Below are 24046 nucleotides of genomic sequence, written 5' to 3' on the forward strand. Positions count from 1 at the left end.
GTCACCCTCGGTGGCGTGACCCGTCTCGCGCCGCTCGCCCTGCTCGCCGTCCTCACCCTCGCCGCCTGCTCGGACGCCGAGGACGCCGTCCGCGACGCCGCCTCCGACGCCGCGTCGGACGCGGCCTGCGCGGTCGCCGGCGGCGTCGTCGACGACGCGCGCAGCCGGGTCGACGGCATCGCCCGCGACCTGGCCTCGGGCACCGCCTCCGAGCGCGCCTCCGCCCGCCGTGAGCTCACCGCCCTCCGGGACAGCCTCGCCGCCGCCGAGCGTGGGCTCGGCGGCGAGACCCGCGAGCGGCTGGAGCAGGCGCGGAGCGCCGTCGACGACCTGCTCGACCAGGCGAGCGCCGCCGCCGACGGCACCCAGGTCGACGACGAGGCCGTCGCGTCCGCTCAGGAGGAGTACGACGAGGCCGCCCGCGGGCTGACCGACGTCTGCTGAGGCGTCCGCCGGGCCCCGGCCACCGCTCGGCGCGTGGGCGACCCGGTCAGACGTGGCAGTGGTCTCGAGCACCGGGTCCGTATGACGTCGGCCACGGGCCAGGCGAAAACCTGTCGAGGATGGTCGGTGGTGCGTCGTACCGTCGTCCCTTGATGAGCAGCGCCACCCTCGGGGACACCACCACCGCCACGACCACCCTCCTCCCGACGACGGAGGACCCGCGCCGCCGCGTCGACTGGCGCCGGCTGCGCAACGGCGTGGCGATCGCGGCGCTGGTCGCCTCGATGATCTCCGCGATCGGTCAGGCCCTCGGCACCGTGGTGGCCGGCCGGCTGGCCGACGACCCGACCGGGCGGCTGGTCGGGCTGCTCGCGATCTGCGTGGTCGGCTCCGCCGTGCTCGACACGATCGGCCGCACCGCCTGGGCGGGGGTGTCGGACCGGGCCGAGGGCCAGCTCCGCGCCGACCTGCTCGAGGCCGCGCTGCACCAGCCGCTGGCGCTGCTGTCCGAGCAGGCCGTCGGCGAGGTGCTCGACCGCGTCGACGACGACACCCACGAGGTCGGCGCGCTCGTGCGTCGGCAGGTCTGGGACGCGCTGCGCACCGTCTTCACCACGGTGCCGATGTGGATCGTCGCCGGGGTGACCTGGTGGCCAGCCTGGTTCCTCTTCCCGGTGGTCGGGGTGGTCACCTTCGTGATCGTCCGGCCGCTGCTCGGCGAGATCGCGCGCCGCAAGGTCGTCGAGGAGATGGCCTGGACCGACCACGCGGCTGCGATGGAGGAGGGCGTCACCGGCCGCGACGACCTGCGCACCAGCCTCGGCCAGGCCCACGTCGTACGACGGCTCGCGGGGCTGTCGGCCCGCGTGCACGAGCTGTTCGGCCAGGTGCTGGCCGTCGAGACCCGGCTCGCGCGGCGCGCCGGCCTGCTGCTGCACGGCCTGCTCGCGGGGGTGGGCGTGGTCGGGGTCGCGCTGGCCGCGGGCGGCGATCTGTCCGTGCCGCGCCTGGTGACGCTGTTCCTGGTCACGACGATGTTCGTCGGCCAGATCGACCAGGTTGCCCGCCACCTGCCCGACCTCCAGGCGGGGGTCGGGGCGCTGATCCGGCTGCGCCAGATGCTGGGCGCGGAGCCGGAGCCGATCGGCGGCCGGCCGCTGCCCGACGGCAGCCTCGAGGTGGAGCTGCGCGGGCTGCACTTCTCCTACGCCGAGGGCACCTTCGCGCTGCGCGACGTCGACCTGCGGGTCCCGGCGGGTCAGACGATCGCCCTCGTCGGCCGCACCGGGTCCGGCAAGTCCACCCTCGCCTCGCTGCTGTCGCGCGCGGTCGACCCGGAGCCGGGCAGCGTCCTGCTGGGCGGGGTCGACGTCCTCGAGCTCGACCTGCAGCGGCTGCGCGCCTCGGTCGGCGTGGTCACCCAGCGCACCGAGATCCTCGCCGGCACGCTCGCCGAGAACGTCGCCCTCTTCGCCGACCTGCCCCGGCCGCGGATCGAGGCGGCGGTCGCCGAGCTGGGCCTCGCCGACTGGGTCGCGGGCCTGCCCGACGGCCTCGACACCCGGCTCGGACCCGGTGGCACCACCCTCTCGGCGGGCGAGGAGCAGTTGGTCGCCTTCGCCCGGCTGCTCGTCCGCGACGTCCGGGTCGTGGTCCTCGACGAGGCGACCGCGCGGATGGACCCGCTCACCGAGGCGCGCGTCGTACGAGCGTCCGAGCGGCTGCTCGCGGGCCGCACCGGCGTCCTGGTGGCCCACCGGCTCTCGACGGTGGCCCGGGCCGACCTGGTCGCCGTGCTGGAGCTCGGCCGGGTCGTCCAGCAGGGTCCGCGCGCGCTGCTCGCCACCCGCCCCGGCCACTTCCGCGACCTGCTCGACGCAGGCGGCTCCGAGCAGGCCGAGGAGCCGGAGGACGAGCCCGCCACCGCCGTCGGCGGCGTACGACGCTCCGGCGCGCCGCCGGACCTCCCGGTGGTGCCCGACGGGCCGAGCCTGACCCGCGGCATCACCCATGCCCTGCTGGTCGAGCCGCGGTGGGGCGTCGCCGGCGCCGTGCTCTTCCTGGTGGCGGCCGTCGTCGGCGCCTACGGCGCGGTCACCGGGCTGGTCTGGGGCCACATCGTCGAGGACCTGCAGGCGGGTGGCCAGCCGGTGCTGCTGACCCTCGGGCTGGTCGTGTCGCTGCTCGCGGCGCCGCTGCTGCTGGCGAGCGCGTTCGTCCGCTACCCGCGCTGGTGGATCGAGGTGATGCTCCGTGTGCGGATGGGCGTCCTCGCCGGCCAGACCGAGCAGCACCGGCTGACCCGCACCCCGCCCGGCGAGGTGGTCGCCCGCGCGATGGACGCCGACCGGTTCGCCCGCTACGCCGACCGCTGGGTCGACTTCGTCAACGGCCTGGCCATCGTGGTCGTGACCGCGATCCTGGGCGGCAGCCTGCTGGCCGGCGGCGTGCTGCTGGCCGTGATGGTGGCCTCGGCCCTGGCCTCGTCGGTCGGCCGGCCGATCGCGGGCCGCTCGGCGACCGCCTCCTCCGCGGCCCGGGCCCGGTTCGGTCGCTCGCTGGTCTCCGCGCTGGAGTCCGCGCGCACGGTCAAGCTGGCTGCCGCCACCCCTGACGTCCACGCCCACCTGCGCCGGGTCGACGGTGGCCGGGTGGACGCCGCCGTGCGCGAGCACCGCGTCCAGGCGGTCCTCGACGGCGTCCCGGTCGTCATGGTCCAGGCCGGCGTGGTCGCCGCCTGGGCGGTCTTCTTCTCGGGCGGCTGGGGGTTGGCGACCGCGCTGCTGGTCGCCAACGCCGTCAACGGCTTCGACTGGTTCGGCCGGGTCGCGGGCGCGGTCATCACCGAGGCGCCCGGCACCCGCTCCTGGCAGCAGGCGACCAGTCGGCTCGCCGGCGGGGTCGACCTGATGGACCTCCCGCCGGGGGTCGACCTCGTGACCGGTGCCGCCCCGGCTCCGGCCACCGCTGAGCGGGTGCCCCTGCGCGAGCTGGAGCTGCGGGGAGTCGAGGCGGTCCACGACGACGGGGTCCGCGGCGTGGTCGGGGTCGACCTGACCCTCCAGGCCGGCGAGCTGGTGCTGCTGCTGGGCCAGGTCGGTTCCGGCAAGTCCAGCCTGCTGGCCGCCCTGGCCGGCCTGGTCGAGCACACCGGGTCGATCCGCTGGAACGGCGCCGAGGTGGTCGACGCCCAGACCTTCCTGCGGCCGGGGCAGGTCGCCCACATCGCCCAGGTGCCGCGGGTGCTCTCCGGCACCTTCGCCGACAACGTCCGGCTCGGCCACGAGCGGCCGTTCGACGGCGCGGTCGCCGACGCCCGGCTGGCCGCCGACGTCGCCGACGCCGGCGGGCCCGACGCCCTGGTCGGCCACCGCGGGGTCCGGCTCTCCGGCGGTCAGGTCCAGCGGCTCGCGCTGGCCCGCGCCCTGGCCGCCGAGACCGAGCTGCTGCTCGCCGACGACGTCTCGAGCGCCCTCGACGCCGCCACCGAGATCGAGCTGTGGCGGGCCCTGCGCGAGCGCGGCACGACCGTCCTCGGCGCGACGTCGAAGCAGGCGGCCCTGGCCCAGGCCGACCGGGTCGTGGTCCTGGTCGACGGCACCGTCGCCGGCGTCGGGCCGTGGGCCGAGCTGGCGCCGACCTGGGGGCACCTGGCGGGGTAACCCGGCACCTCGGGCCACGGGTCCGGTACCTCCGGCCGAGGTGAGCGACCCGGCCGGCGACCTAGCGTCGTGGTGTGCCGTTCACGCTCGTCCACCCCGCCGCCGTCCTCCCGCTCGTGCGCACCCCGCTGGTGCCGTCCGCGCTCTTCCTCGGCTCGGTGGCACCGGACCTGCCCTACTTCGTCTCGCTGCGGTGGATCGGTGGCGACTACAACCTGACGCTGACCCACTCGGCGTCCTCGCTGCTGTGGCTGGACCCGGCGATCGCACTGGTGCTCCTGGCCGTGTTCCACGGCGTGCTCCGGCGGCCGCTCGTCGCGCTGCTGCCACCTGCCGTGGCGGGCCGATTGTCGCCGTACGGACTCGTCTGGCGCAGCCCGCGGGCCGCCGCCCTCATCGTGGTGTCGCTGGCGGTCGGGGCGGCGACCCACCTGCTGTGGGACGCGGCGGCCGATGCGGCCGGCTACGGCTGGTCGACCCGCCTCAACCTGCTCAGCGACGTGCTGGGCGCGCTCGTCCTGCTGGGCTGGGCCGTGCACTGGTGGCGCACCACCACCCCGCGCCCGCTGCCCGACGGGCGCCTCCTGGCGCCCCGCACGCGCACGGCAGCCCTGGGCGCACTGCTCGCGCTGCCGCTGGCCTGGGGCGTCGTCCGGGTGGCCCAGGTCGCCGGGCAGGTCTGCGACGACCTGCACGAGTACGGCGGCTTCAGCCGCTCCGCCCTCGCCGACCACCTGGCCCGCGAGCTGGTGGTCCAGGGCGGAGCCGCCCTCGCCGTGGTCGTCGTCTGGTACGCCGCGGTCTGGCACGTCGTCCGGCTGGTCCGGAACGCCGTCGCGGTCAACGGCGGCCGGGCCCTCGGCTAGGGTGGGGGCAAGACTGCAAGTGCCAGGCCGTGTGCCGTGCTCCACGGCACCCCGCGAGTCCGGCGCCAGCAGCAACTTGAGGCGGCAGCGAGATGAACTCGCGACAGCGCACGACTCAGCAGCCAGCACCCCACCGGGCGTTCCGGTGATCTCGTTCGTGTGGTCCCCGGGCGAGCGGCTCCCCGCGGGCACCGGCGGCTCGGAGAACTACACCGTCGGCCAGGTCCGGGAGCTGAACCGTCGAGGCATCGCCGCGCGCGTCGTCAGCATCGGGCTCGGTGCCGCGGACGGTCGCGAGGAGTTCGCCGACGTCCCGTTCCTCGCGCTGCCCCGCCTCGAGGACGTCACCGGGCTGGACGGCACGGCGGTCTTCGTCAGCGAGGCGCCGCTCGTTCCGACCCGCGGCCCGGCGTACCAGATCCTGCACGTGCCGCCGCCGCTGCGGGGACCGCGCCGGGCCGAGGTGGCGGCCGCCACCCGCGACCGGACCCTGATCGCCACGAGCCGCTACGCCGCAGGCCTGTGGGCGCAGTTCCTCGACGTGGACGTCGACACCGTGCACGTCGTCCACCCGTTTGCGGAGCCCGTCTTCGCGGTGGTGCCGCGTCCCGCGCCCGAGCCTGGTCGACAACGCGTGCTCTACGCGGGTCGGCTGAGCCCGGAGAAGGGGATCTACACCTTCCTCTCGATGCTGCACAGCGAGCTGGTCGACCAGGACCCTTCCCTGCACTTCACCGTCACGACGGCGGGCGCCGACAAGCCGCAGGGCCGCATCATCGAGGCGATGCTCCGGACCCATCCCCGCGTCGACCTGGTGCCCGCCCGGACCACCCCGGCCGGCGTCGCGGCGCTGATGGCGGCGCACGACGTGGTGGCGATGCCCTCGAACGGGCAGTACTGGCACGAGACCTTCGGGATCGTCTCGATCGAGGCGCAGCACGCCGGAGCCCGGGTCGTGGCCTCGGACGACGGCGGTCTCCCGGAGACCCAGTGCGGCGGGCTGCGCCTGGTCGAGGCCGACCACGCCGAGGCGCTGGCGCTCGGGATCGTCGAGTCCTTGTCGCTGCCCCCAGTCTCGGGAGCGGAACGGGCGCTGGCCGCCGAGAGGTACACGGTGGCCCAGTCGGTCGACACGCTGCTGGACGTGCTCAGGTCGCCGTCGACGACCACGCCGTACCGCGTCGTCCAGGAGCTGGAGGAGATGGTCAACCTGCCGTCGGCCGCACCGCCGACGAGGTGGCCGGTCCCCGCGACCACCCGCGCCGCCTGTGGAGCGGGAGGGGTGGCATCGTGACCTCCGAGAGCGCCCACAACGACGCCGACCTCAGCTATGTCCGGGACGCGCTGAGGGCCCTCCGGGACGCGGGTCTCGCCAGTGATGCCGTGGTCGCCGGAGCCCGCGACCCGCGGCTGCGCGCCTCCGCCCGTCGTACGCGCGTGGCGCAGCGGGACGACGTGCGCGCCCTGACCTCCCTGATGCGCGAGTGGGGCCGCACGGTCGTGGTCACCCGGCCGGTCGCCGCGGCATCGGCCGGGACGTCGGCGGCGGACGTGCCGGTGAGCGATCGGGGCCTCGTCGCGCTCCTCGTCGCCCAGGCCGAGGCGTCGATCCGCAGTGCGCGGATCGAGATGGTGGCGGGATTCGGGACCGTCAGTCGCGCTCACGCGGAGGGGACCATCCGGGCCGGCTCCCGCGAGCTGGCCGTTCTCCGCCGTCTGGAACCCGAGGGCTAGCCTCGACGACCGTGGAGACCCTGACCGTCCCGACGTCCGACGGCTTCGGGATCGCCGTCCAGCTCGCCGGTCCCGACGACGGACCACCGCTGCTCCTGCTGGCCGGGCAGGCCAACAACCACCACTGGTGGGACCACGTGCGCGGCGGCTTCGAGGACCGCTGGCGCACGATCAGCCTCGACCAGCGCGGCACCGGCGACAGCCGCGGGCCCGTGACGGAGTGGTCGACGCGGCTCTTCGCCGCGGACGCGGCCGCGGTCGTCGAGCATCTGGTGGGCGGGCCGGTCCCGGTCTACGGCACGTCGATGGGCGGTCGGGTCGCCCAGGTGCTGGCGGGGGAGCACCCGGAGCTGGTCGATCGGCTGGTGCTGGCCTGCACCTCGCCTGGCGGCGCGCACGCCCACGAGCGCGACGCCGCCGTACGACGGGAGCTGGCCCACCCCGACCCGGCCCACCGCCGGGCGGTGCTGCGCGACCTCTTCTACACCGACGCGTGGCCGCACCGGCCCGAGGACAGCGTGCTGTTCGGCGACCGGGCGATGAGCGCCGACGAGACCCGGGCCCACCTGCGGGCCAGCGCCCGGCACGACGCCTGGGACCTGCTGCCGCGGATCACTGCGCCGACCCTGGTGCTGCACGGCACCGACGACCGGATGGTGCCGACCGCCAACGCGCCGCTGCTCGCCGAGCGGATCCCGGGAGCGCTGCTGCACCTGCACGAGGGCGGCCGACACGGGTTCTTCGAGGAGTCCGCGACCGACATCACGCCGCTGGTCCGGGAGTTCCTGGAATAGGTGCCCGCGGGGGCCAGGTTGGAGGATGAGTCCGCCCGACTCCGAGCCGAAAGCGATCATGACGACGACCGCGCCCGCCACCAGCACCGACTCGACCCCGGAGCTCGGTGGCCGAAGGTTCGTGCTCGCCGTGCTCGCGCTCGCCGTCGGCGGCTTCGCGATCGGCACCACCGAGTTCGTGACCATGGGGCTGCTCCCGCAGATCGCCGAGGGCATCGGCGTCTCGGAGCCGAAGGCCGGCCACGTGATCTCGGCGTACGCGCTCGGGGTCGTCGTCGGTGTGCCGATCCTGTCCTTCTTCGCCGCGCGACTGCCGCGACGCGGCCTGCTGGTCGGCCTGATGGGCGCGTACGGCGCGTTCAACCTGCTCAGCGCGGCCGCCAGCGGCTACGGCCTGCTCACCCTGGCCCGCTTCCTCGACGGGCTGCCGCACGGCGCCTACTTCGGCGTCGCCAGCCTGGTCGCCGCCAGCCTCGCCGAGCCGCGGCATCGCGGCCGCGCGGTGGCCAGCGTGATGCTCGGTCTCTCCTTCGCCAACGTGGTCGGCGTCCCGGCCGCGACCTGGGTCGGCCAGGCCATGGGCTGGCGCGCGGCGTACGTGATGACCTCGGTCATCGCGCTGCTGACGATGGTCCTGGTGCTGCTGTTCGTGCCGTCGGTGCCGGGCGACAAGGAGGCCACCGGTCGCCAGGAGGCGCGTGACTTCTTCAGCCGCAAGCAGGTCTGGCTGACCATGGCCGCCGGTGCGATCGGGTTCGGCGGGCTGTTCGCCGTCTACTCCTACATCGCCACCACGGTCACCGACGTCGCCGGCCTCAGCGAGGGCGCGGTCCCGTTCTTCCTGCTGGCCTTCGGACTCGGCATGGTCGGCGGCACCTGGCTCGCGGGCGAGCTCGCGGCCTGGTCGGTCTTCCGGTCGCTGCTGTGGTCAGGCGTCGGCTCGGTTGTGATCATGCTGGTCTTCTGGGCGGTCGCGCCGTACGGCTGGTGGCTGCTGCCGGTGGTCTTCTCGATCACCGCCATCGGCTCGATCCTGGTCACCAACCTGCAGCTGCGGCTGATGGACGTCGCCGGCGATGCGGTCACCCTCGGCGCGGCGATGAACCACGCGGCCCTGAACACCGCCAACGCGCTCGGTGCCTGGCTGGGCGGCCTGGTGATCGCGGCCGGCTACGGCTACCGCTCGCCCGCCCTCGTCGGTGCGGCCCTGTCGGTCCTCGGCATCGGCATCCTCCTCTGGTCGGCGGCCAGCCACCGCCGCGACCACGCCTGACCGCGACCCGTCACTCGATGTCGCCTTTTCGCGGCGTGTCGATCCGAGATCGACGGGTCGCTGAGCGGCGTACGGCGTCCGCTGGTCGAACCGTCACCGGCTGACCGACACGCCGCAGAAACAGGTCATCCAGTGACGGGTCGGCGGGAGGGCCACTCGTCGGCGAGGACGTCGTAGAGCGCGAGGTCGGCGCGGCCGTCGCGGACTCGGGCGCCGAGCCGCTCGACGCCGTACTGCTGGAAGCCGTTGGCCTCGATGACGTGGCGCGACGCGGTGTTGCCGACGGCGGCGAAGCAGGTGACCCGGGGGACGCCGAGGGTGGCGATGACGTGGTCGGTCACGGCGGCCAGCGCCCGGGTGGTGACGCCGCGGCCGCGGGCGTCGGGGTGGGCCCAGTAGCCGATCTCGCATCCCACACCCGGCCGGTGGTCGAACCAGCCGACGCTGCCGAGGATCCGGTCGTCGCCCGGCTCGGTGACCGCCCAGGTCTCGCCCCGGGCGTCGGCCAGCATCGCCGTGCGCGACTCGACGTACGCCTCGGCGTCCGCCCGCGTGTACGGCGACGCCAGCTGGCCGAGCCAGCGCTGGGTGCGCTCGTCGCTGCACGCCTCCTGGATCCGCGGGGCGTCGGCGGCGACGATCGGCCGCAGGCGTACGCCGTACGCCTCGACCACCGGGCAGGCCAGCCACGTCGTCCGCGGCTCGCGCGGCTCCCCGCGGTGCAGGGTGCCGATCCAGACGTCGCGCAGCTCACCGCGCTGCGGAGCCCACTGCCGCAGGGTCCCGTCGCAGGAGAAGCCGAGCCGCCACGCGACCCGACGCGAGGCCCAGTTGCCGGTGTGCGCCATCCAGAGCACCGTCTCGAGCCGCTGCTCGGCGAAGCCCCACTCGAGCAGCAGCCGGAGCGCCCGCTCGACCACGCCGGTCCCGCGCACGGCGGGGTGCGAGCCGTAGGCGATCTCCGCCCGGGCGCTGCCCTGGTCACGCAGCGAGACGGTGCCGGCGTACCGGCCGTCGTACTCGATCGCGAAGCCCCACTCCGAGCCGTCGGCCCAGCCCCGCGGCATGACCTCGCCGACGAACGTCGCGGCGTCGGTCATGTCGTAGGGCACCGGCACCGTCGTCCAGCGCTGCGAGAGCGGGTCCTGGGACTGCTCCCACGAGCCCTCGGCGTCCGCGGGCCGGTGCGCGCGGAGGGTGACGTCGCCGTCGGTGAGGCTGGGAGCGATGCGGGGCTCGGGCATGCGGACACCCTCACCGAGGAGGCGGGCGACCGCCAACCGGATAAGCGGCTACTGCGGCGCGAGGTACCGCTGGCCCTCGGTGGTCCGGCGCACGATCGCCACCCACCGGACCAGCGCGACCACCAGCGCGACCGTCGCGATCGTCTCGAGCACCGGCAGCGCCGTGGCGACGCCCTCGCTCATGACACCGTCGGTGCTGGTCATCCGGCCGGTTCCCTGGGACAGGATCTGGTAGGTCAGCCAGCCCGTCCACCACCAGCCCAGGCGCACCGGTGGCCGGCCCGACGGGTCGGCCACCTGCACGTCGCGCACCACCTGGAACGGGAACCACAGCGAGACGATCGGCACCCACCAGCAGAGCCAGACCCAGAAGCGGCTGCGCGCGTGGTGCCGGTGCGGGGCGAACGTGTCGATGTTGCTCCGGCAGCGGGAGAGCCACAGGCAGGTGACGACGTAGCAGGCGATCATGCTCGGGAACAGCAGGATGGTGAGGCCGTCGTACACCGTGAAGACGTCCCAGGCCGGGACGCCGTCGGCCGCCGCCTGGCGGTAGCTCTCGGCGGCCGGCCACGACGCGATCGTGATCACCACCTGCACGAAGGTCAGCACGGAGGCCACGACGATCGCGCCGACGGCCAGGTCGCTCGGGACCCGCAGCTGCGGGGCGCCGTACGGCCAGGCGGACTGGGGCGGGAAGGGCCCGGACGGCTGCGCCGGGTACGGCTCGCCGTACGGCGTCGGCGGCTGGTAGGGGTTGCTCACGGGAGGCTCCGGCGGTCGTGCAGGGACGGGGGAGGCGCCAGCGTAGGGGCCGTTCGCGCCCCGGGTGGCGGGATCGGGGAGAATGCCTGCCATGTCCACCACCACCCAGCCGGACGTCGCCGTGCCCACGCAGGCGTCGGGCGGTGCCCGGCCGCGCGTGCTCTCCGGCATCCAGCCCACGGCCGACTCGTTCCACTTCGGCAACTACCTCGGCGCGCTGCGCCAGTGGGTGGACCTGCAGCGCGACCACGAGCCGTTCTTCTTCATCGCCGACCTGCACGCGATCACCGTCGAGCAGGACCCGAAGGTGCTCCGCGAGCGGACCCTGCGCGCGGCCGCCCAGCTGCTGGCCATGGGCATCGACCCCGCCCGCTCATCGATCTTCATCCAGTCGCAGGTGCCGGCCCACCCGCAGCTGTCCTGGGTGCTGCAGTGCCTCACCGGCTTCGGCGAGGCCCGTCGGATGACCCAGTTCAAGGACAAGTCGGCCAAGGGCGGGGAGGGGGCCGCGAGCGTCGGCCTGTTCACCTACCCGATCCTGCAGGCGGCCGACATCCTGCTCTACCGGCCGCACTACGTCCCGGTCGGCGAGGACCAGCGCCAGCACCTCGAGCTCACCCGCGACGTCGCGCAGCGGTTCAACCACCGCTACAAGAAGACCTTCCGGCTGCCCGAGCCGTACATCCTCAAGGCCACGGCCAAGATCGCCGACCTGCAGGAGCCCACGGCCAAGATGTCGAAGTCGGCGTCCTCGCCGGCCGGCATCATCGAGATGCTCGACGACCCCAAGGTCAGCGCCAAGAAGATCCGCTCCGCGGTGACCGACTCCGAGGCCGAGGTCCGCTTCGACCCCGAGGCCAAGCCGGGCGTCTCCAACCTGCTGACGATCTTCTCCGCGCTCACCGGCACCGGCGTCCACGACCTCGCCGAGGAGTACGCCGGGAAGGGGTACGGCGACCTGAAGAAGGACCTCGCCGACGCGGTCGTGACCTTCGTGACGCCGTTCCGCGAGAAGACCCTGGAGCTGCTCGACGACCAGGCCCACCTGACCGCCGTGCTGAAACAGGGCGCCGAGCGTGCGGGCGAGGTCGCCGAGGCGACGCTGCGCGACGTCTACCAGCGGGTCGGGTTCGTCGCCCCGGCTCAGTAGGGTCGAGGCATGCCGACCATCGGTGTGGCCGTGGCGATCCCCGAGCCCTGGGCCACCGAGCTCCAGGACTACCGCACGGCCGTGGGCGACCTCACGGCCACGATGATCCCCACCCACATCACCCTGGTGCCGCCGACCGAGCTCAGCGACGACGAGCTGCGCGCCGTCGAGGGACACCTGCAGGAGGTCGCGGACGACTTCGCCGGCTTCGCCGTGCACCTGCGCGGCACCGGCACCTTCCGGCCGGTCTCGCCGGTGGTCTTCGTGACCCTGGTGGAGGGGATCTCGCAGTGCGAGCAGCTGGCCTCCGCCGTACGACGGGGGCCGCTCGACGTACCCCTGGACTTCCCGTACCACCCGCACGTCACCGTCGCCCACCACCTCGACGACGACCGCCTCGACCGGGCCTTCCGCGAGCTCGCGGACTTCGAGTGCGAGTTCGCGGTGGGTGACTTCCACCTCTACGTGCATGACGAGGCGCTCGGCTGGCAACCCACCAGTGAGTTCACCCTGACCGAGCCAGACCCCCCTGCCACGAGGCGGTAGCCCCCATGCCGGCGATCACGGACCGCATCACTGCGAAGGTCGCCGACGTACGTCGTCGGCGTCCGGCCGTCGACCACGCGGTGCTCATGCAGGAGCACTACGGCTCGGTGAAGGCCGCCCAGCAGGCGGGTGCGGTCACCTACTTCGCGTTCCTGTCCTTCTTCCCCCTGCTGGCCCTGGCGGTCTTCGTGCTGGGCCGGCTCTCCAGCCTGTACGACGGTCCCGACCCCGACCTGGCCAACACCATCAACTCGGTCGTGCCCGGCATCGTCGGCAACGGCGAGGGCCAGATCTCGCTGGAGGACATCCGCACCTTCTCGGGCTGGACGGCCGTGGTCGGCGTCCTCGGCGTCCTGTACTCGGGCCTGGGCTGGATCTCCGCCCTGCGCGACGCCCTGCTGGTGGCCTTCGAGACGCCCGACAAGGAGCAGCCCGGGTTCGTGGCCGGCAAGCTGCGCGACCTGATCGCGCTCGTGGTCCTCGGCAGCGTGCTCCTGGTCGCGGTCGCGGTCACCGGCTTCGTGTCCCGCTTCTCGGGTGACGTGCTGAGCTGGATCGGGCTGAGCACCGAGCTGGGCTGGCTGGTGTGGGCGCTCAGCATCGCCCTGGGCCTGGGCGCCAACGCGGTGCTGTTCTTCCTGATGTTCCGGCTGCTGGCCGAGCCGCACGTGCCCCGCGGGTCGCTGTGGTCGGGCGCGCTGCTGGGCGGTGTCGTCTTCGAGCTCCTCAAGCAGCTGTCCGGCGTCCTGCTCGCCACCACGAAGGGCAACCCGGCCTTCCAGGCCTTCGGGATCGCGCTCGTCCTGGTGGTGTGGATGAACTACACCTCGCGGGTGATCCTGTACGCCGCCGCCTGGGCCTACACGACGCCGGAGGCGCGTGAGGCCCGCTGGGTCGCGCCCCCCGAGCCGGTGCAGGGCCCCCGGATGCCGTCGCTCGACGAGGTGGAGAATGAGGACGACGGCCGGCCGACCGGCCGGGCGGCGTTCGCCGCCGGCGCCGTCGCGGGGGCCGCGGCCGCCGCCGTGGTCCACAAGGTCAGGGAGAACGATTCGTGAAGCTCGAACGCCGGCACGCCTGGCTGCTCGTCGGGGTGGCGGTGTGGAACTTCGTCACCTACGCCACCTTCACCCGCAACCTCTGGAACGCCCACTCCTCGGGCGAGGACCGACCCACCGGCTACTGGGTCGCCCACACCGTGCTGATCGTCGTCAACGTGATCATCGGGGTCGTCCTCGGCCGCCTGGGCCTCAAAGCCCTCCGCAAGCCCCGCTGACCCCCGGGTCAGCAGAAAGGGCCGAGTCAGCACTACTAGTGCTGACTCGGCCCTCGCTTTCTGCTGACTGGGCGCCCGAGGTGGGGCTAGCGGCCCTGCTTCATGGCGGTGCGCAGGTCCTTGTTGAGCTGGGAGATCACGTCGAGCGGGATCTCCTTGGGGCAGGCGGCGGTGCACTCGCCGATGTTGGTGCAGCCGCCGAAGCCCTCGGCGTCGTGCTGGGCGACCATGTCGACCACGCGGGTGTAGCGCTCCGGCTGGCCCTGCGGGAGCTCGCCGAGGTGGGTGATCTTGGCACCCATGAACAGCGAGGCGGAGCCGTTGGGGCAGGCCGCCACGCAGGCGCCGCAGCCGATGCAGGTCGCGACGTTGAACGCCCGCATCGCCTTGTCGCGGGGCGCGGGGACCGAGTTGGCCTCGGGGGCCGAGCCGGTGTTCGCGGAGATGTAGCCGCCCGACTGGATGATCCGGTCGAAGGCCGAGCGGTCGGTGACCAGGTCCTTCAGGACCGGGAACGCGTCGGCACGCCACGGCTCGACGGTGATCGTGTCGCCGTCCTTGAACGACCGCATGTGCAGCTGGCAGGTCGTGGTGACCTCGGGGCCGTGGGCCTGGCCGTTGATCATCAAGCTGCAGGTGCCGCAGATGCCCTCGCGACAGTCGGAGTCGAAGGCCACCGGGTCCTCGCCGGCCGCGTTCAGCTGCTCGTTGAGGACGTCGAGCATCTCCAGGAAGCTCATGTCCTCGGAGATGCCGGCCAGCTGGTAGGTGTGCAGGGCACCGTGGGTGACGGCGTCGGGCTGTCGCCAGATGTTGAGAGTCAGGTCCATTACTTGTAGCTCCGCTGCTTCATCTCGATGGCGGTGTAGATCAGGTCTTCCTTGTGCAGCACCGGGTCGCCGCCCTCGCCGCCCCACTCCCAGGCCGCGACGTACGCGAACTCCTCGTCGTGGCGCAGCGCCTCGCCGTCCTCGGTCTGCGACTCCGCGCGGAAGTGGCCACCGCAGGACTCGCGCCGGTTCAGCGCGTCGATGCACATCAGCTCGCCGAGCTCGATGAAGTCGGCGACGCGGCCGGCCTTCTCCAGGCTCTGGTTGAGGCTGTCGGCCGTGCCGAGCACCTTCAGGTCGGACCAGAAGGCCGCCTTCAGCTCGCGGATCATGTCGATGGCCTTGCGCAGGCCGTCCTCGGAGCGCTCCATGCCGCAGTACTCCCACATGATGTGGCCGAGCTCCTTGTGGAAGGAGTCGGCGCTGCGGGTGCCGTTGATGGAGAGGAACTTGGTGACCCGCTCCTCGACCTGCGTGCGGGCCTCGACGACGGCCGGGTGGTCCTCGGTGATCTTCTCGAACGGGCCGTCGGCGAGGTAGTCGCGGATGGTGTTCGGGAGCACGAAGTAGCCGTCGGCCAGACCCTGCATCAGCGCCGAGGCGCCGAGGCGGTTGGCGCCGTGGTCGGAGAAGTTGGCCTCGCCGGTCACGAACAGGCCGGGGATGCTCGACTGCAGGTGGTAGTCGACCCACAGGCCGCCCATGACGTAGTGCACCGCGGGGTAGATCCGCATCGGCGTCTCGTACGGGTTCTCGCCGGTGATCCGGGCGTACATGTCGAAGAGGTTGTCGTACTTCTCCCGGATGCCGTCCTCGCCCAGGCGGGCGATCGCGTCGGTGAAGTCGAGGTAGACGCCGCGGCGGAAGTCGCCGACCATCGGGCCGACGCCGCGGCCCTCGTCGCAGACGTTCTTGGCCTGGCGGGACGCGATGTCGCGGGGGACCAAGTTGCCGAACGACGGGTAGATCCGCTCCAGGTAGTAGTCGCGGTCCTCCTCGGGGATGTCCCGCGGGTCCTTGTCGCAGTCCTCCTTGTTCTTCGGCACCCAGATGCGGCCGTCGTTGCGCAGCGACTCCGACATCAGCGTCAGCTTCGACTGGTGGTCGCCGGATACGGGGATGCAGGTCGGGTGGATCTGCGTGTAGCAGGGGTTGGCCATGTAGGCGCCCTTGCGGTGCGCGCGCCACGCAGCGGTGACGTTGGACCCCATCGCGTTGGTGGAGAGGAAGAAGACGTTGCCGTAGCCGCCGGTGGCGAGGACGACGACGTCCGCGAGGTGGGTCTCGATCTCGCCGGTGACCAGGTCGCGGGCGATGATCCCGCGGGCCTTGCCGTCGACCACGATGACCTCGAGCATCTCGTGGCGGGTGTACTCGGTGACCGTGCCGGCCGCGACCTGGCGCTCCATGGCCTGGTAGGCGCCGATCAGCAGCTGCTGACCCGTCTGGCCGCGGGCGTAGAACGTGCGGGAGACCTGCACACCGCCGAAGGAGCGGTTGTCGAGGAGGCCGCCGTACTCACGGGCGAAGGGGACGCCCTGCGCCACGCACTGGTCGATGATGTCGGCGCTGACCTCGGCCAGCCGGTAGACGTTCGACTCCCGCGAGCGGTAGTCGCCGCCCTTGACGGTGTCGTAGAAGAGACGGAACGTCGAGTCGCCGTCCTCCTTGTAGTTCTTGGCCGCGTTGATGCCGCCCTGGGCGGCGATCGAGTGGGCCCGGCGCGGGGAGTCCTGGTAGCAGAAGGACTTCACGTTGTAGCCGGCCTCGCCCATCGTGGCGGCGGCCGCGCCGCCGGCGAGGCCGGTGCCGACGATGATCACGTCGAGCTTGCGACGGTTGGCCGGGTTGACCAGGCGGTTGTCGAACTTGCGCTGGGTCCAGCGCTGCCCGATCGGGCCGGTCGGCGCGACGGGGTCGACGAGCGGCTCGCCGGGCGTGTAGTAGCCGCGGGCGTCGTCGGAGATCTGCGTCGGCGCCGAGTTGAGCGGCGTGGTGTGCGACGGATCGGTGGCTGCCATGAGTGCGATCGCTTCCGTTTCCTAGGAGATGACGCCGAAGAGCGTGAAGATCGGGACCAGCGAGAAGCCGCCGGCGACGACCACGGCGAGGATCCAGCCGGCCTCGCGAGCCCGGGCCCGGGACTTCGCGGTGTTGGTGAAGCCGAGCGTCTGGATGGCGCTGAACATGCCGTGGTGCAGGTGCATGGCCAGGGCGAGCATGGCGACGAGGTAGATCACCGTCATCCACCACACGTCGAAGGAGTCGACGAGCAGGCGGTACGGGTTGTCGCTGCCGGTGTCGCCGGTGCTGACGTCGACCTTGACGATCGTGAAGTGGAGCAGGTGCCACACGATGAAGAGCAGCAGCGTCAGGCCGCCCCAGCGCATCGTCCGCGACGACAGCGACGACCGGATGTTCTTCTTGACGGCGTACTTCTGGGTGCGGGCCTTGCTGGCGCGGCGCCACAGCGCGACGGCCGAGGCCACGTGCACGACCAGGGCGAGCAGCAGCACGACGCGGAAGATCCAGAGGGCACCGGCGTGCGGGAGGATCGGCTCGCCGATCTCGCGGATGTGGTGCGCGTACTCGTTGAAGGCCTCCTCACCCGAGAAGGCCTTCAGGTTGCCGTACATGTGCGCCAGCACGTAGCCGATGAAGATCAGTCCGCTGACGGCCATGGCCAGCTTCAGGGCGATCGTGGAGCGGGTCGAGCGCGCTCCCTTGACGAGTGTCGGGGTTGCCACGAGTGACCACGCTACCGCCCAGCGTGCGCGCGGGGACGGGCAGGCGGTGTGACAAACACCGCTACTGAACCCGCTCAGGCGCAGAACTTAGGCAAGCCTAACCATGCTTGGGGCGCCCTGCCAACCCGGGTCAGCCCAGTGCGCTCGCCAGCTCCCGCCGCGAGCTGATCCCGAGCTTGGTGTAGACCCGGCCCAGGTGATTCTCGACGGTCTTGGGCGAGACGAACAGCTCGTGGGCGATGTCGCGGTTGCTGTGCCCGACGACGGCGAGGCCGGCGACCCGGCGCTCGCTCGCGGTCAGTGAGTCGGGGCCCGGGGCGACGAAGCGGCGCGGCCGGTCGCCGAGCGCCTCCAGCGCGGCGGCGCAGCGCTGGCGCACCCACGGCGAGCCGCAGGCGGCGGCCAGCTCGGTGGCCGGGCCGAGCAGCTCGCGCGACTCGGTACGACGACCCAGCGCCCGCCAGGTCTCGGCGAGGTCGACCATCGCCTTGACGTGCTCCAGCCGGTCGGCCGCGCCCTCGAGGACGGCGACCGCCTCCGCGAGCAGTCCCGCCCGCGCGGCCGCGTCCTCCTCGAAGCGGGCCGCGACGCGGATCGCGGCGCCCACGTCCGTGGGACTGCCCCAGCGACGGGCGAGCGCGGCCTGCTCGGCCAGCCGGGCCCGGGCGCTCGCCGCGTCGCCGAGGCGCCAGTGGGCGATCGCGGCGGGCAGCCGCCAGGCCAGTGCGGCCGGATCGACGTCGGCGTCGGCGGCCTCGCGGCGCAGCCGGTCGAGCTGCTGGAGAGCGGCGTGCGGGTCGCCGGAGGCGAGACTGACCCGGGCCCGCAGCTCGTGCAGCCAGATCGCCGGCATCACGCGCAACCCGCCGGTGTGGTCGTCGTACGACGTGAGCAGGGCGCGGACCGCCGCGAGGTCGCGGCGCTCGAGGGCGGCGTACCCGCCGAGGTTGGCCGCGGTGGCCCGCAGCGAGACCACCTCGGGCGACGGCGGCTCGTGCTCGACGGCGGCCAGGATCGCGTCGGCCTCGGCCTCGGTGGCTCGGACGTCGCCGGAGCGCCAGGCCGCGAGACAGGCCGCGTTGGCGACCATCGCGAAGTCGACGGGCGAGCCGCCGCGGACCACCCGCAGCCGCGCGCGGTCGATCTCGGCGCGGGCCTCGGGCAGGGCATCGGCGGAGATGAACGACATCATCGCCAGCACCCAGCCGACCAGGCCGTCGCCGCGGGCGGCGTCGTCGAAGAGCGCCCCGTGGCGGAGCGCCCGACGGGCGAACTCGGCCGTCGCCAGGTGCGGGTCGTTGCGGTAGCGGCCGCGCTGGGCGAGCAGCGCGAGCAGGGTCCGCTCCTCGGGGGTGTCGCCCGCGAGGTCGGTGAACCCGGCCAGGTGCCGGTCGGCGACCCGTCGCTGGGCGGGGACGAAGGACCGGGTGACGCCGAGCCGGGCCTCGAGCACCAGCCGGGCCGGCTCCTCCTCGACCGGCGGCCAGTCGGCGAGCGCGCGCTCCAGCTCCTCGGTCGCGGCCGCCGGGCCGTCGGCGTCGAGGGTGCCGCGGCTCGCGGTGGCCAGCAGGTCGGCACGCTCGCGGGGATCGGTGACCGTCGTGGCGGCGGCGAGCAGGTGGTCGCGCGCGGCCGCGGCGTCGCCCGCCAGCAGCAGCGCCCGGCCGAGCCGCTCGCGCAGCACCGGGTCGCCGGGTCGCTCGTCGAGCGCGCGCTCCAGGCAGGCGGTCGCCGTACGGGTGTCTCCGACGGCGAGGGAGCCGGCGGCCGCTCGGGCCAGCAGGTCCGGCCCGTCGGGAAGGGTGCCGGCCGGCGCGGCGAGCAGATGCGTGGCCAGCTGGGCCGGCGGGGCCTGGCGCGCGTGCAGCTCGACCGCGGCCCGGGCGTGCATGGCCGCCGCGGTGAGCGGCCCGAGCGCGGCGACCGTCGCCTCGCGGATCACGGGGTGGACGAAGACCAGGCCCTCGGCGCCCTCGACGACCACGTTGTCGCGGACCAGCGTGGCCACCGCCTGCGGCAGCGCCTCGTCGGGTACGGCGGCCACCCGGCCCGCCAGCCAGGGACTCGCGCCGGTGCCGAGCACCGCGGCCGCCCCGGCGACCGCGAGCGCCTCTTCGCTGAGCCGGCTGAGCATCGCGCGCGAGACGGTGCTGGGCCCGAGGCCGGCCACGACCGCGGCGGCCGCCGGGTCGGTGACGTCGTGTCCGCCGCTGACCAGCTCGTCGAGCAGCGCGCCGGTCAGGAACGGGTTGCCCCCGCACGCCGCGTGCATCGCCGCGACCACGGGCGGGCACGGCGAGACGCCGGCGGGGGTGCTGAAGGCCGCCACCGCGGCCGGCGTCAGGGGTCCGGGCAGCAGCCGCTCGGCCTGGCGCGACACGGTCAGCTCGGTGAGCGGGCCGGTGCCGCCCGACGGCGGGCGGGTCGCGACCACCAGGGCGATGGGCAGGTCGGCCACCCGGCGGGACAGGTAGCTGAGGAAGCGCAGCGACGGCTGGTCGGACCACTGCGCGTCGTCCACGGTGATGAGGAGTGGGCGGGTGGCGGACAGGTCGACGGCCACCCACCACAGGGCGTGCAGGGTGCGGGCCACCTCCGCGTCGGTGGCGCCCGGCCCGTCGGGTGCGACGTCGAGGGCGCGCAGCGCGGCGCCGGCCGGGCCGGCCAGGATCGCGTCGCGGACCTCGCCGGAGTAGCGGGAGACCGAGCGCTCCACCATCTGGCGTACGACGCCCCACGCGACCGTGGTCTCGGCCTCGTCGCCGGTCGCCTGCAGCCGCCCGAACCTGCGCGCCCGGGCCAGCTCGCGCGCCTCGCGCACCAGCCGGGTCTTGCCGATCCCGGCCTCGCCCTCGATCACCACCACCTGACCGGACCCGGTGGCGGCGGACGCCAGCGCCGCGGCGAGCCGGTCGAGCTCGCTCTCACGCTCGAGGATGTCCGCGGCGGAGCTCATCGCGCCCCGGCCCTCGCGTCGTCCCGCACGCGCGAAGCATAGGGCGCGACTACCGGGTCGTGGGGCGAATCTCCCGGCTGCTGAAGACGCCGTAGTGCCGCTCCACCAGCTCGTCGACGGCCTGCCGCCAGTCCCGGGTGGCCAGCTCGCGGGCCCGCGCACCGAGCAGCGCGCGCTGGCGGTCGGCGGTCACCGCCCGGACCGCGCGGACCAGGCCGTGCGGGTCCTCGGGGTCGTAGAGCAGCCCGGTCTCCAGCGGACGTACGACGTCGCGCGCGCCGCCGGCCCCCGGGGCCACCACGGGGACGCCGCTCGCCGCGGCCTCGCGCAGCGCGTGGCAGCAGGTCTCCTCGGTGCCGGGGTGGACCAGCACGTCGAGGGTCGCCAGCGCCACGGTGAGATCGCCCGTCTCCAGCGCGCCGGTCAGCTTGGCCTGCGGCATCCGCGACCGGAGCCAGTCGCGCTGCGGCCCGGCGCCGATGACGACCGGCCGGATCCCGGCGACCGCGTTCAGCTCCGGCAGCCGTCGTACGCCGTGGCGGCGGTGGAGGCTGCCGACGTACCCGACGGTGACGAGGGGGCCCTGCTTCGAGCGGGCCCGCGACCAGGAGCCGTGCAGCCAGGCGTCGCGCAGCGCGGGCGTGAACGCGTCGGTGTCGACGCCGGGCTCCCAGAGCGCCGCCTCGACGCCGAGCGCGGCGACCCGGTCGACCATCCAGGGGGCGGTGACGAGGACCCGCCCGGCGCGGTCGGCGACCTTGGCCCGCCAGTAGTCGGCGGTCAGGTCGGGGACCGGCGCCTGCTGGACGACGACGCTGGGGATGCCCAGGCGGGCGGCGTGCTTGAGCGCCTTGCGGCCGACGGTGCCGGGGCTGGTCACGTGCACGACGTCCGGGCGGTACGACGCCAGCGCGTCCCGTACCTGCCCGCCGGGCTTGTCGAGCGGCCGCAGGCGGACCACCTCGCTGTGCCGGTAGCAGGACAGTCCCGGACCGGGCGCGATGATCCGCACCTCGTGGCCGGTGTCGATGAGCCGGTCGGCGACCGCCTTCACCGTCGTCGTGGCGCCGTCCACGGCCGGGTAGAACGTCTCGGTGACGAGCGCGATCCTCATGGGCCCACCCTCGCCCCGCCGTCCGTCGGCCCGGTGGCGTGCGGGTGGACGTCGCGTGAATCCGCCCGGCGTGCCCGCGTCGGCCGGGCACCCCCGAGAAGTAACCTGACTCGACTTGTGCTGATTGATCGAGTGACCTTCGAATGACGGGGTGGGACGGGTGAGAGGGTGGCCCGCACGGACGCCGCGGACGCCTCGCGCGCTGCTGGCGACGCTGGCCGTGGGGGCGCTGGCGGTGACGGGGATCGGGTCGGACGCGGCCTCCACGCCGACGCCTGCGGTCGAGCGGCCCGACGGCCGGACCAACATCCTGCTGATCACGGCCGACGACCTCGCGGTCCGCGACCTGGTCTTCATGCCGAAGACGCTCGAGCTCCTGCAGGAGGGCGGGGTCGCGTTCGGTGACGCCCTCGCGCCGACGCCGATCTGCGTGCCGGCGCGGGCGTCGCTGCTGACCGGTCAGTACGCCCACAACCACGGTGCCGTGACCATCACCGGGCACGGGGGTGGCTACGCCAGCTTCGACGACACCAACACCGTGCCCGTCGCCCTGCAGAAGGTCGGCTACGACACCCTGTTCGCGGGCAAGTACATCAACGGCTACGGCAAGGTGAACCCGCTGACCGGAGCCGACACCGAGCACGACCTCCCACCGGGCTGGACCGACTGGCGCGCGACGATCGACCCGTCGACGTACCGCTTCGACCGGCGGCGGATGAACATCAACGGCGAGGTCCGGCGGGTGCCCGGCTACGCCACCGAGGTGATGACCGAGCAGACCCAGGACATGATCACCGGCGACCGGGACGGGAGGCCGTGGTTCGCCTGGGTCAACTACGTCGCTCCGCACGTCGGCGGCCCGGAGGGCCCGGGCGACCCGCGGACCATCCACCCGAAGGACACCCGCGCCGCGTTCAAGACGACGGTCCCGGCCGACGAGGACCGCGGCTACTACCAGCGGGTCAGCATCCCGAACCTGCCGTACTCGTTCCCCGACGACACCGACGATCTGGCGAAGGCCAACAAGCCGTCCCACCGGCGGTTCACCAAGCTGGAGAAGCGGGCCCTGCGCACCGTCTACCAGCGGCGGATCGAGGCCGCCCGCGGCATCGACCGCGGGGTCGCGGCGCTCGTCGACACGCTGGAGGAGACGGGCCAGCTCGACCGGACGCTCGTCGTCTTCACCTCCGACAACGGATTCACGGTCGACGCCCACAACCTCAACGGCAAGCTCTACCCCTGGGACGACTCGCTGCGCATCCCGGTCCTGATGCGTGGTCCCGGGCTCCCGCAGGGCCACGAGGTGAGGACGGCGGTCACCAACCCCGACCTCGCCGCCACCCTCCTCGGGGTCGCCGGGGCCGAGGTGAACCATCCCCTGGACGGCGTCGACATCCTGCCGTGGGTCAACGCCCTGGACCAGGTCCGCGCGATCCCGATCGAGGGCTGGCCGGGCGGCGACGGCAGCCGTCGGCTCTACATGGGGGTGCGGCTGGGCGCCTGGACCTACGTCCGCTTCCGCGGCGGTGAGGAGGAGCTCTACGACCGGGCCACCGACGAGTACGAGATGCGCAACCTCGCTCACGACCCGGCGTCGAAGCCGGTGCTGCTGGCGCTGAAGCGGCTCGCGGTGCGCTACCGGGACTGCATGGGAGCGCAGTGCCCGCAGGAGTTCTACCCGGCCGCCTGGGCCGCCGACCCGACGAGGTTCCCGGGATGAGCGTCGACGCCCGCTGGCGTGGCTTCACCTACGACCCCCGCCTTCCCGAGCACGCCCGGCTGCGCAGCTCCGACGCCGACCGCGACCTGGTCCGCGCCCTGCTCCGCGAGGCGTACGCCGAGGGCCGGCTGACCGAGTCCGACCTGGAGTCGAGGTCGGCCGACCTGACGCCGGAGCTCACCCTCGGCGGGCTGCTGGAGCTGGTCTCCGACCTGCTCCCGACCGGCCGACCCGAGCCCGACCCGCTGGCCGCCGGGGGCATGGACCCCCGGGTCGCCCGGGCGATGGCCATGGCCGGTTTTCGAGGCCAGCTGATGAAGGACCTGGCCGTGTTCCTCGGTCCCGGCGCGGCCTGCGTGCTGGTCTGGTGGCTCGACGGCCGCGGGCTGTTCTGGCCGGTCTGGATCCTCGTCTACACCGGCATCCCGCTGCTGCTCACCCTGGTCCGGGCGCGCACGCGGATCGCGCTGCGTGAGCGAGAGCTGATGGCTGGTCCGCCACCGCGCTAACCCCGACCGAGGGTCTGCGCCGGTGGGTCGCCGCGGCGGATCGCGTCGGCCACCTCGTGGATCCGCACGCCGCTGGCCTGCCAGTCGCCGGTCTCCTGCTCCCAGAAGGGGCGGAAGCCGCGTCGTACCTCCACCGTCCAATGGCGGCCCAGCAGCACCCGGCCGAGGATCGCGAACGGCAGGACCAGCAGGAGCAGCAGCAGCTCCAGCCCGGCGACCAGGACGAGCAGGAGGAAGGGGAGCAGCAGGACCAGGAGGACGAGGCCGATGACCAGGCTGACCGGGTCGTCGCCGAGCGAGGTGCCGCCGGGGAGGTCCGGCAACGCGTCGAGGCTGCCCTTCAGCCGGCGTCGCCACGGCACCCATCGCCGGGTCACCCGCCAGGTCTGGCCCTGCGGGTCGCGCACCTTCACGCGGCG

At 73.6% G+C, this 24046-nt stretch carries 21 protein-coding genes; 13 read left to right on the forward strand and 8 right to left on the reverse strand.

The window, feature by feature from the left end:
* The first annotated feature begins 15 nt into the window (after positions 1–15).
* The 7 genes from BLT76_RS01455 to BLT76_RS01485 all read left to right on the forward strand — a co-directional run bounded on the left by BLT76_RS01455 (position 16) and on the right by BLT76_RS01485 (position 8773).
* Complete coding sequence (locus tag BLT76_RS01455) at positions 16–444, forward strand: hypothetical protein (RefSeq protein WP_090850032.1); 429 nt, start codon at positions 16–18, stop codon at positions 442–444.
* A gap of 152 nt (positions 445–596) precedes the next feature.
* Positions 597–4106 (forward strand): ABC transporter ATP-binding protein, encoded by a 3510-nt coding sequence (locus tag BLT76_RS01460; protein ID WP_090850034.1) that lies wholly within the window; start codon positions 597–599, stop codon positions 4104–4106.
* Between the two features lie 74 nt (positions 4107–4180).
* Positions 4181–4972 carry a DUF4184 family protein gene (locus BLT76_RS01465; RefSeq protein WP_090850036.1) on the forward strand — a complete coding sequence of 264 codons (792 nt, stop codon included), beginning with the start codon at positions 4181–4183 and terminating at the stop codon, positions 4970–4972.
* 145 nt (positions 4973–5117) lie between these two features.
* Positions 5118–6266, forward strand: coding sequence for a glycosyltransferase family 4 protein (locus BLT76_RS01470; protein ID WP_170866895.1), 1149 nt, complete (start codon positions 5118–5120; stop codon positions 6264–6266).
* On the forward strand, positions 6263–6706 hold the full coding sequence (locus BLT76_RS01475; protein WP_139175370.1) for a hypothetical protein: 444 nt from the start codon (positions 6263–6265) through the stop codon (positions 6704–6706). Before BLT76_RS01470 ends, BLT76_RS01475 begins: the two co-directional genes overlap by 4 nt.
* Positions 6707–6717: 11 nt before the next feature.
* Positions 6718–7500 (forward strand): alpha/beta fold hydrolase, encoded by a 783-nt coding sequence (locus BLT76_RS01480; RefSeq protein WP_244509204.1) that lies wholly within the window; start codon positions 6718–6720, stop codon positions 7498–7500.
* Between the two features lie 25 nt (positions 7501–7525).
* Positions 7526–8773, forward strand: coding sequence for an MFS transporter (locus BLT76_RS01485; RefSeq protein WP_244509205.1), 1248 nt, complete (start codon positions 7526–7528; stop codon positions 8771–8773).
* Positions 8774–8898: 125 nt separating this feature from the next.
* Here the strand turns inward: BLT76_RS01485 and BLT76_RS01490 are convergent, their stop codons facing one another.
* Together BLT76_RS01490 and BLT76_RS01495 are read right to left on the reverse strand one after the other, a co-directional pair.
* The gene (locus BLT76_RS01490; protein WP_090850044.1) at positions 8899–10017 is read right to left on the reverse strand and encodes a GNAT family N-acetyltransferase; all 1119 of its coding nucleotides are present in this window, start codon (positions 10015–10017) and stop codon (positions 8899–8901) included.
* 48 nt (positions 10018–10065) lie between these two features.
* A complete protein-coding gene (locus BLT76_RS01495) occupies positions 10066–10779 on the reverse strand; it encodes a DUF4328 domain-containing protein (RefSeq protein ID WP_170866896.1) in 714 nt (237 codons plus the stop codon).
* Positions 10780–10870: 91 nt separating this feature from the next.
* Here BLT76_RS01495 and trpS point away from each other — a divergent pair, with 91 nt between their 5' ends.
* From trpS to BLT76_RS01515, 4 genes are read left to right on the forward strand one after another with little or no spacing between them, the layout of a single operon-like run.
* Positions 10871–11929, forward strand: a complete 1059-nt coding sequence (trpS, locus tag BLT76_RS01500; RefSeq protein ID WP_090850047.1) for a tryptophan--tRNA ligase — start codon at positions 10871–10873, stop codon at positions 11927–11929.
* 9 nt (positions 11930–11938) lie between these two features.
* Positions 11939–12475, forward strand: coding sequence for a 2'-5' RNA ligase family protein (locus BLT76_RS01505; protein WP_090850049.1), 537 nt, complete (start codon positions 11939–11941; stop codon positions 12473–12475).
* A gap of 5 nt (positions 12476–12480) precedes the next feature.
* Complete coding sequence (locus tag BLT76_RS01510) at positions 12481–13533, forward strand: YihY/virulence factor BrkB family protein (protein ID WP_090850051.1); 1053 nt, start codon at positions 12481–12483, stop codon at positions 13531–13533.
* Entirely contained in the window at positions 13530–13751 is a 222-nt protein-coding gene (locus tag BLT76_RS01515; RefSeq protein WP_090850053.1) for an SCO4848 family membrane protein, read from the forward strand. The genes BLT76_RS01510 and BLT76_RS01515 overlap by 4 nt, the downstream gene beginning before the upstream one ends.
* 86 nt (positions 13752–13837) lie before the next feature.
* On the opposite strand, the gene BLT76_RS01520 is transcribed toward BLT76_RS01515, so the two are convergent.
* From BLT76_RS01520 to BLT76_RS01540, 5 genes are all read right to left on the reverse strand, one after another.
* Positions 13838–14581, reverse strand: a complete 744-nt coding sequence (locus BLT76_RS01520) for a succinate dehydrogenase/fumarate reductase iron-sulfur subunit (RefSeq protein WP_090850055.1) — start codon at positions 14579–14581, stop codon at positions 13838–13840.
* The gene (locus BLT76_RS01525; protein WP_090850058.1) at positions 14581–16602 is read right to left on the reverse strand and encodes a fumarate reductase/succinate dehydrogenase flavoprotein subunit; all 2022 of its coding nucleotides are present in this window, start codon (positions 16600–16602) and stop codon (positions 14581–14583) included. The genes BLT76_RS01520 and BLT76_RS01525 overlap by 1 nt, the downstream gene beginning before the upstream one ends.
* Before the next feature lie 21 nt (positions 16603–16623).
* Entirely contained in the window at positions 16624–17328 is a 705-nt protein-coding gene (locus BLT76_RS01530) for a succinate dehydrogenase cytochrome b subunit (RefSeq protein WP_090850060.1), read from the reverse strand.
* 130 nt (positions 17329–17458) lie between these two features.
* The gene (locus BLT76_RS01535) at positions 17459–20284 is read right to left on the reverse strand and encodes a helix-turn-helix transcriptional regulator (RefSeq protein WP_090850062.1); all 2826 of its coding nucleotides are present in this window, start codon (positions 20282–20284) and stop codon (positions 17459–17461) included.
* A 49-nt stretch (positions 20285–20333) separates the two neighbouring features.
* A complete protein-coding gene (locus BLT76_RS01540) occupies positions 20334–21398 on the reverse strand; it encodes a glycosyltransferase (protein WP_090850064.1) in 1065 nt (354 codons plus the stop codon).
* A 151-nt stretch (positions 21399–21549) separates the two neighbouring features.
* Here BLT76_RS01540 and BLT76_RS01545 point away from each other — a divergent pair, with 151 nt between their 5' ends.
* Positions 21550–23118, forward strand: coding sequence for a sulfatase-like hydrolase/transferase (locus BLT76_RS01545; RefSeq protein ID WP_244509206.1), 1569 nt, complete (start codon positions 21550–21552; stop codon positions 23116–23118).
* The gene (locus BLT76_RS01550) at positions 23115–23627 is read left to right on the forward strand and encodes a DUF1707 SHOCT-like domain-containing protein (protein ID WP_090850069.1); all 513 of its coding nucleotides are present in this window, start codon (positions 23115–23117) and stop codon (positions 23625–23627) included. The genes BLT76_RS01545 and BLT76_RS01550 overlap by 4 nt, the downstream gene beginning before the upstream one ends.
* Here the strand turns inward: BLT76_RS01550 and BLT76_RS01555 are convergent.
* Positions 23624–24040, reverse strand: coding sequence for a hypothetical protein (locus BLT76_RS01555; RefSeq protein WP_090850071.1), 417 nt, complete (start codon positions 24038–24040; stop codon positions 23624–23626). The genes BLT76_RS01550 and BLT76_RS01555 overlap by 4 nt on opposite strands.
* Between the last annotated feature and the right edge of the window lie 6 nt (positions 24041–24046).

The sequence above is a fragment of the Nocardioides lianchengensis genome, from assembly GCF_900101465.1.
Lineage (GTDB): Bacteria > Actinomycetota > Actinomycetes > Propionibacteriales > Nocardioidaceae > Nocardioides > Nocardioides lianchengensis.

Coding starts and splice junctions, on each gene's coding strand:
- BLT76_RS01540 (WP_090850064.1), bottom strand. CDS start 21,398: ATGAGGATCGCGCTCGTCACCGAGACGTTCTACCCGGCCGTGGACGGC.
- BLT76_RS01505 (WP_090850049.1), top strand. CDS start 11,939: ATGCCGACCATCGGTGTGGCCGTGGCGATCCCCGAGCCCTGGGCCACC.
- trpS (WP_090850047.1), top strand. CDS start 10,871: ATGTCCACCACCACCCAGCCGGACGTCGCCGTGCCCACGCAGGCGTCG.
- BLT76_RS01525 (WP_090850058.1), bottom strand. CDS start 16,602: ATGGCAGCCACCGATCCGTCGCACACCACGCCGCTCAACTCGGCGCCG.
- BLT76_RS01490 (WP_090850044.1), bottom strand. CDS start 10,017: ATGCCCGAGCCCCGCATCGCTCCCAGCCTCACCGACGGCGACGTCACC.
- BLT76_RS01550 (WP_090850069.1), top strand. CDS start 23,115: ATGAGCGTCGACGCCCGCTGGCGTGGCTTCACCTACGACCCCCGCCTT.
- BLT76_RS01460 (WP_090850034.1), top strand. CDS start 597: ATGAGCAGCGCCACCCTCGGGGACACCACCACCGCCACGACCACCCTC.
- BLT76_RS01520 (WP_090850055.1), bottom strand. CDS start 14,581: ATGGACCTGACTCTCAACATCTGGCGACAGCCCGACGCCGTCACCCAC.
- BLT76_RS01510 (WP_090850051.1), top strand. CDS start 12,481: ATGCCGGCGATCACGGACCGCATCACTGCGAAGGTCGCCGACGTACGT.
- BLT76_RS01485 (WP_244509205.1), top strand. CDS start 7,526: ATGAGTCCGCCCGACTCCGAGCCGAAAGCGATCATGACGACGACCGCG.
- BLT76_RS01535 (WP_090850062.1), bottom strand. CDS start 20,284: ATGAGCTCCGCCGCGGACATCCTCGAGCGTGAGAGCGAGCTCGACCGG.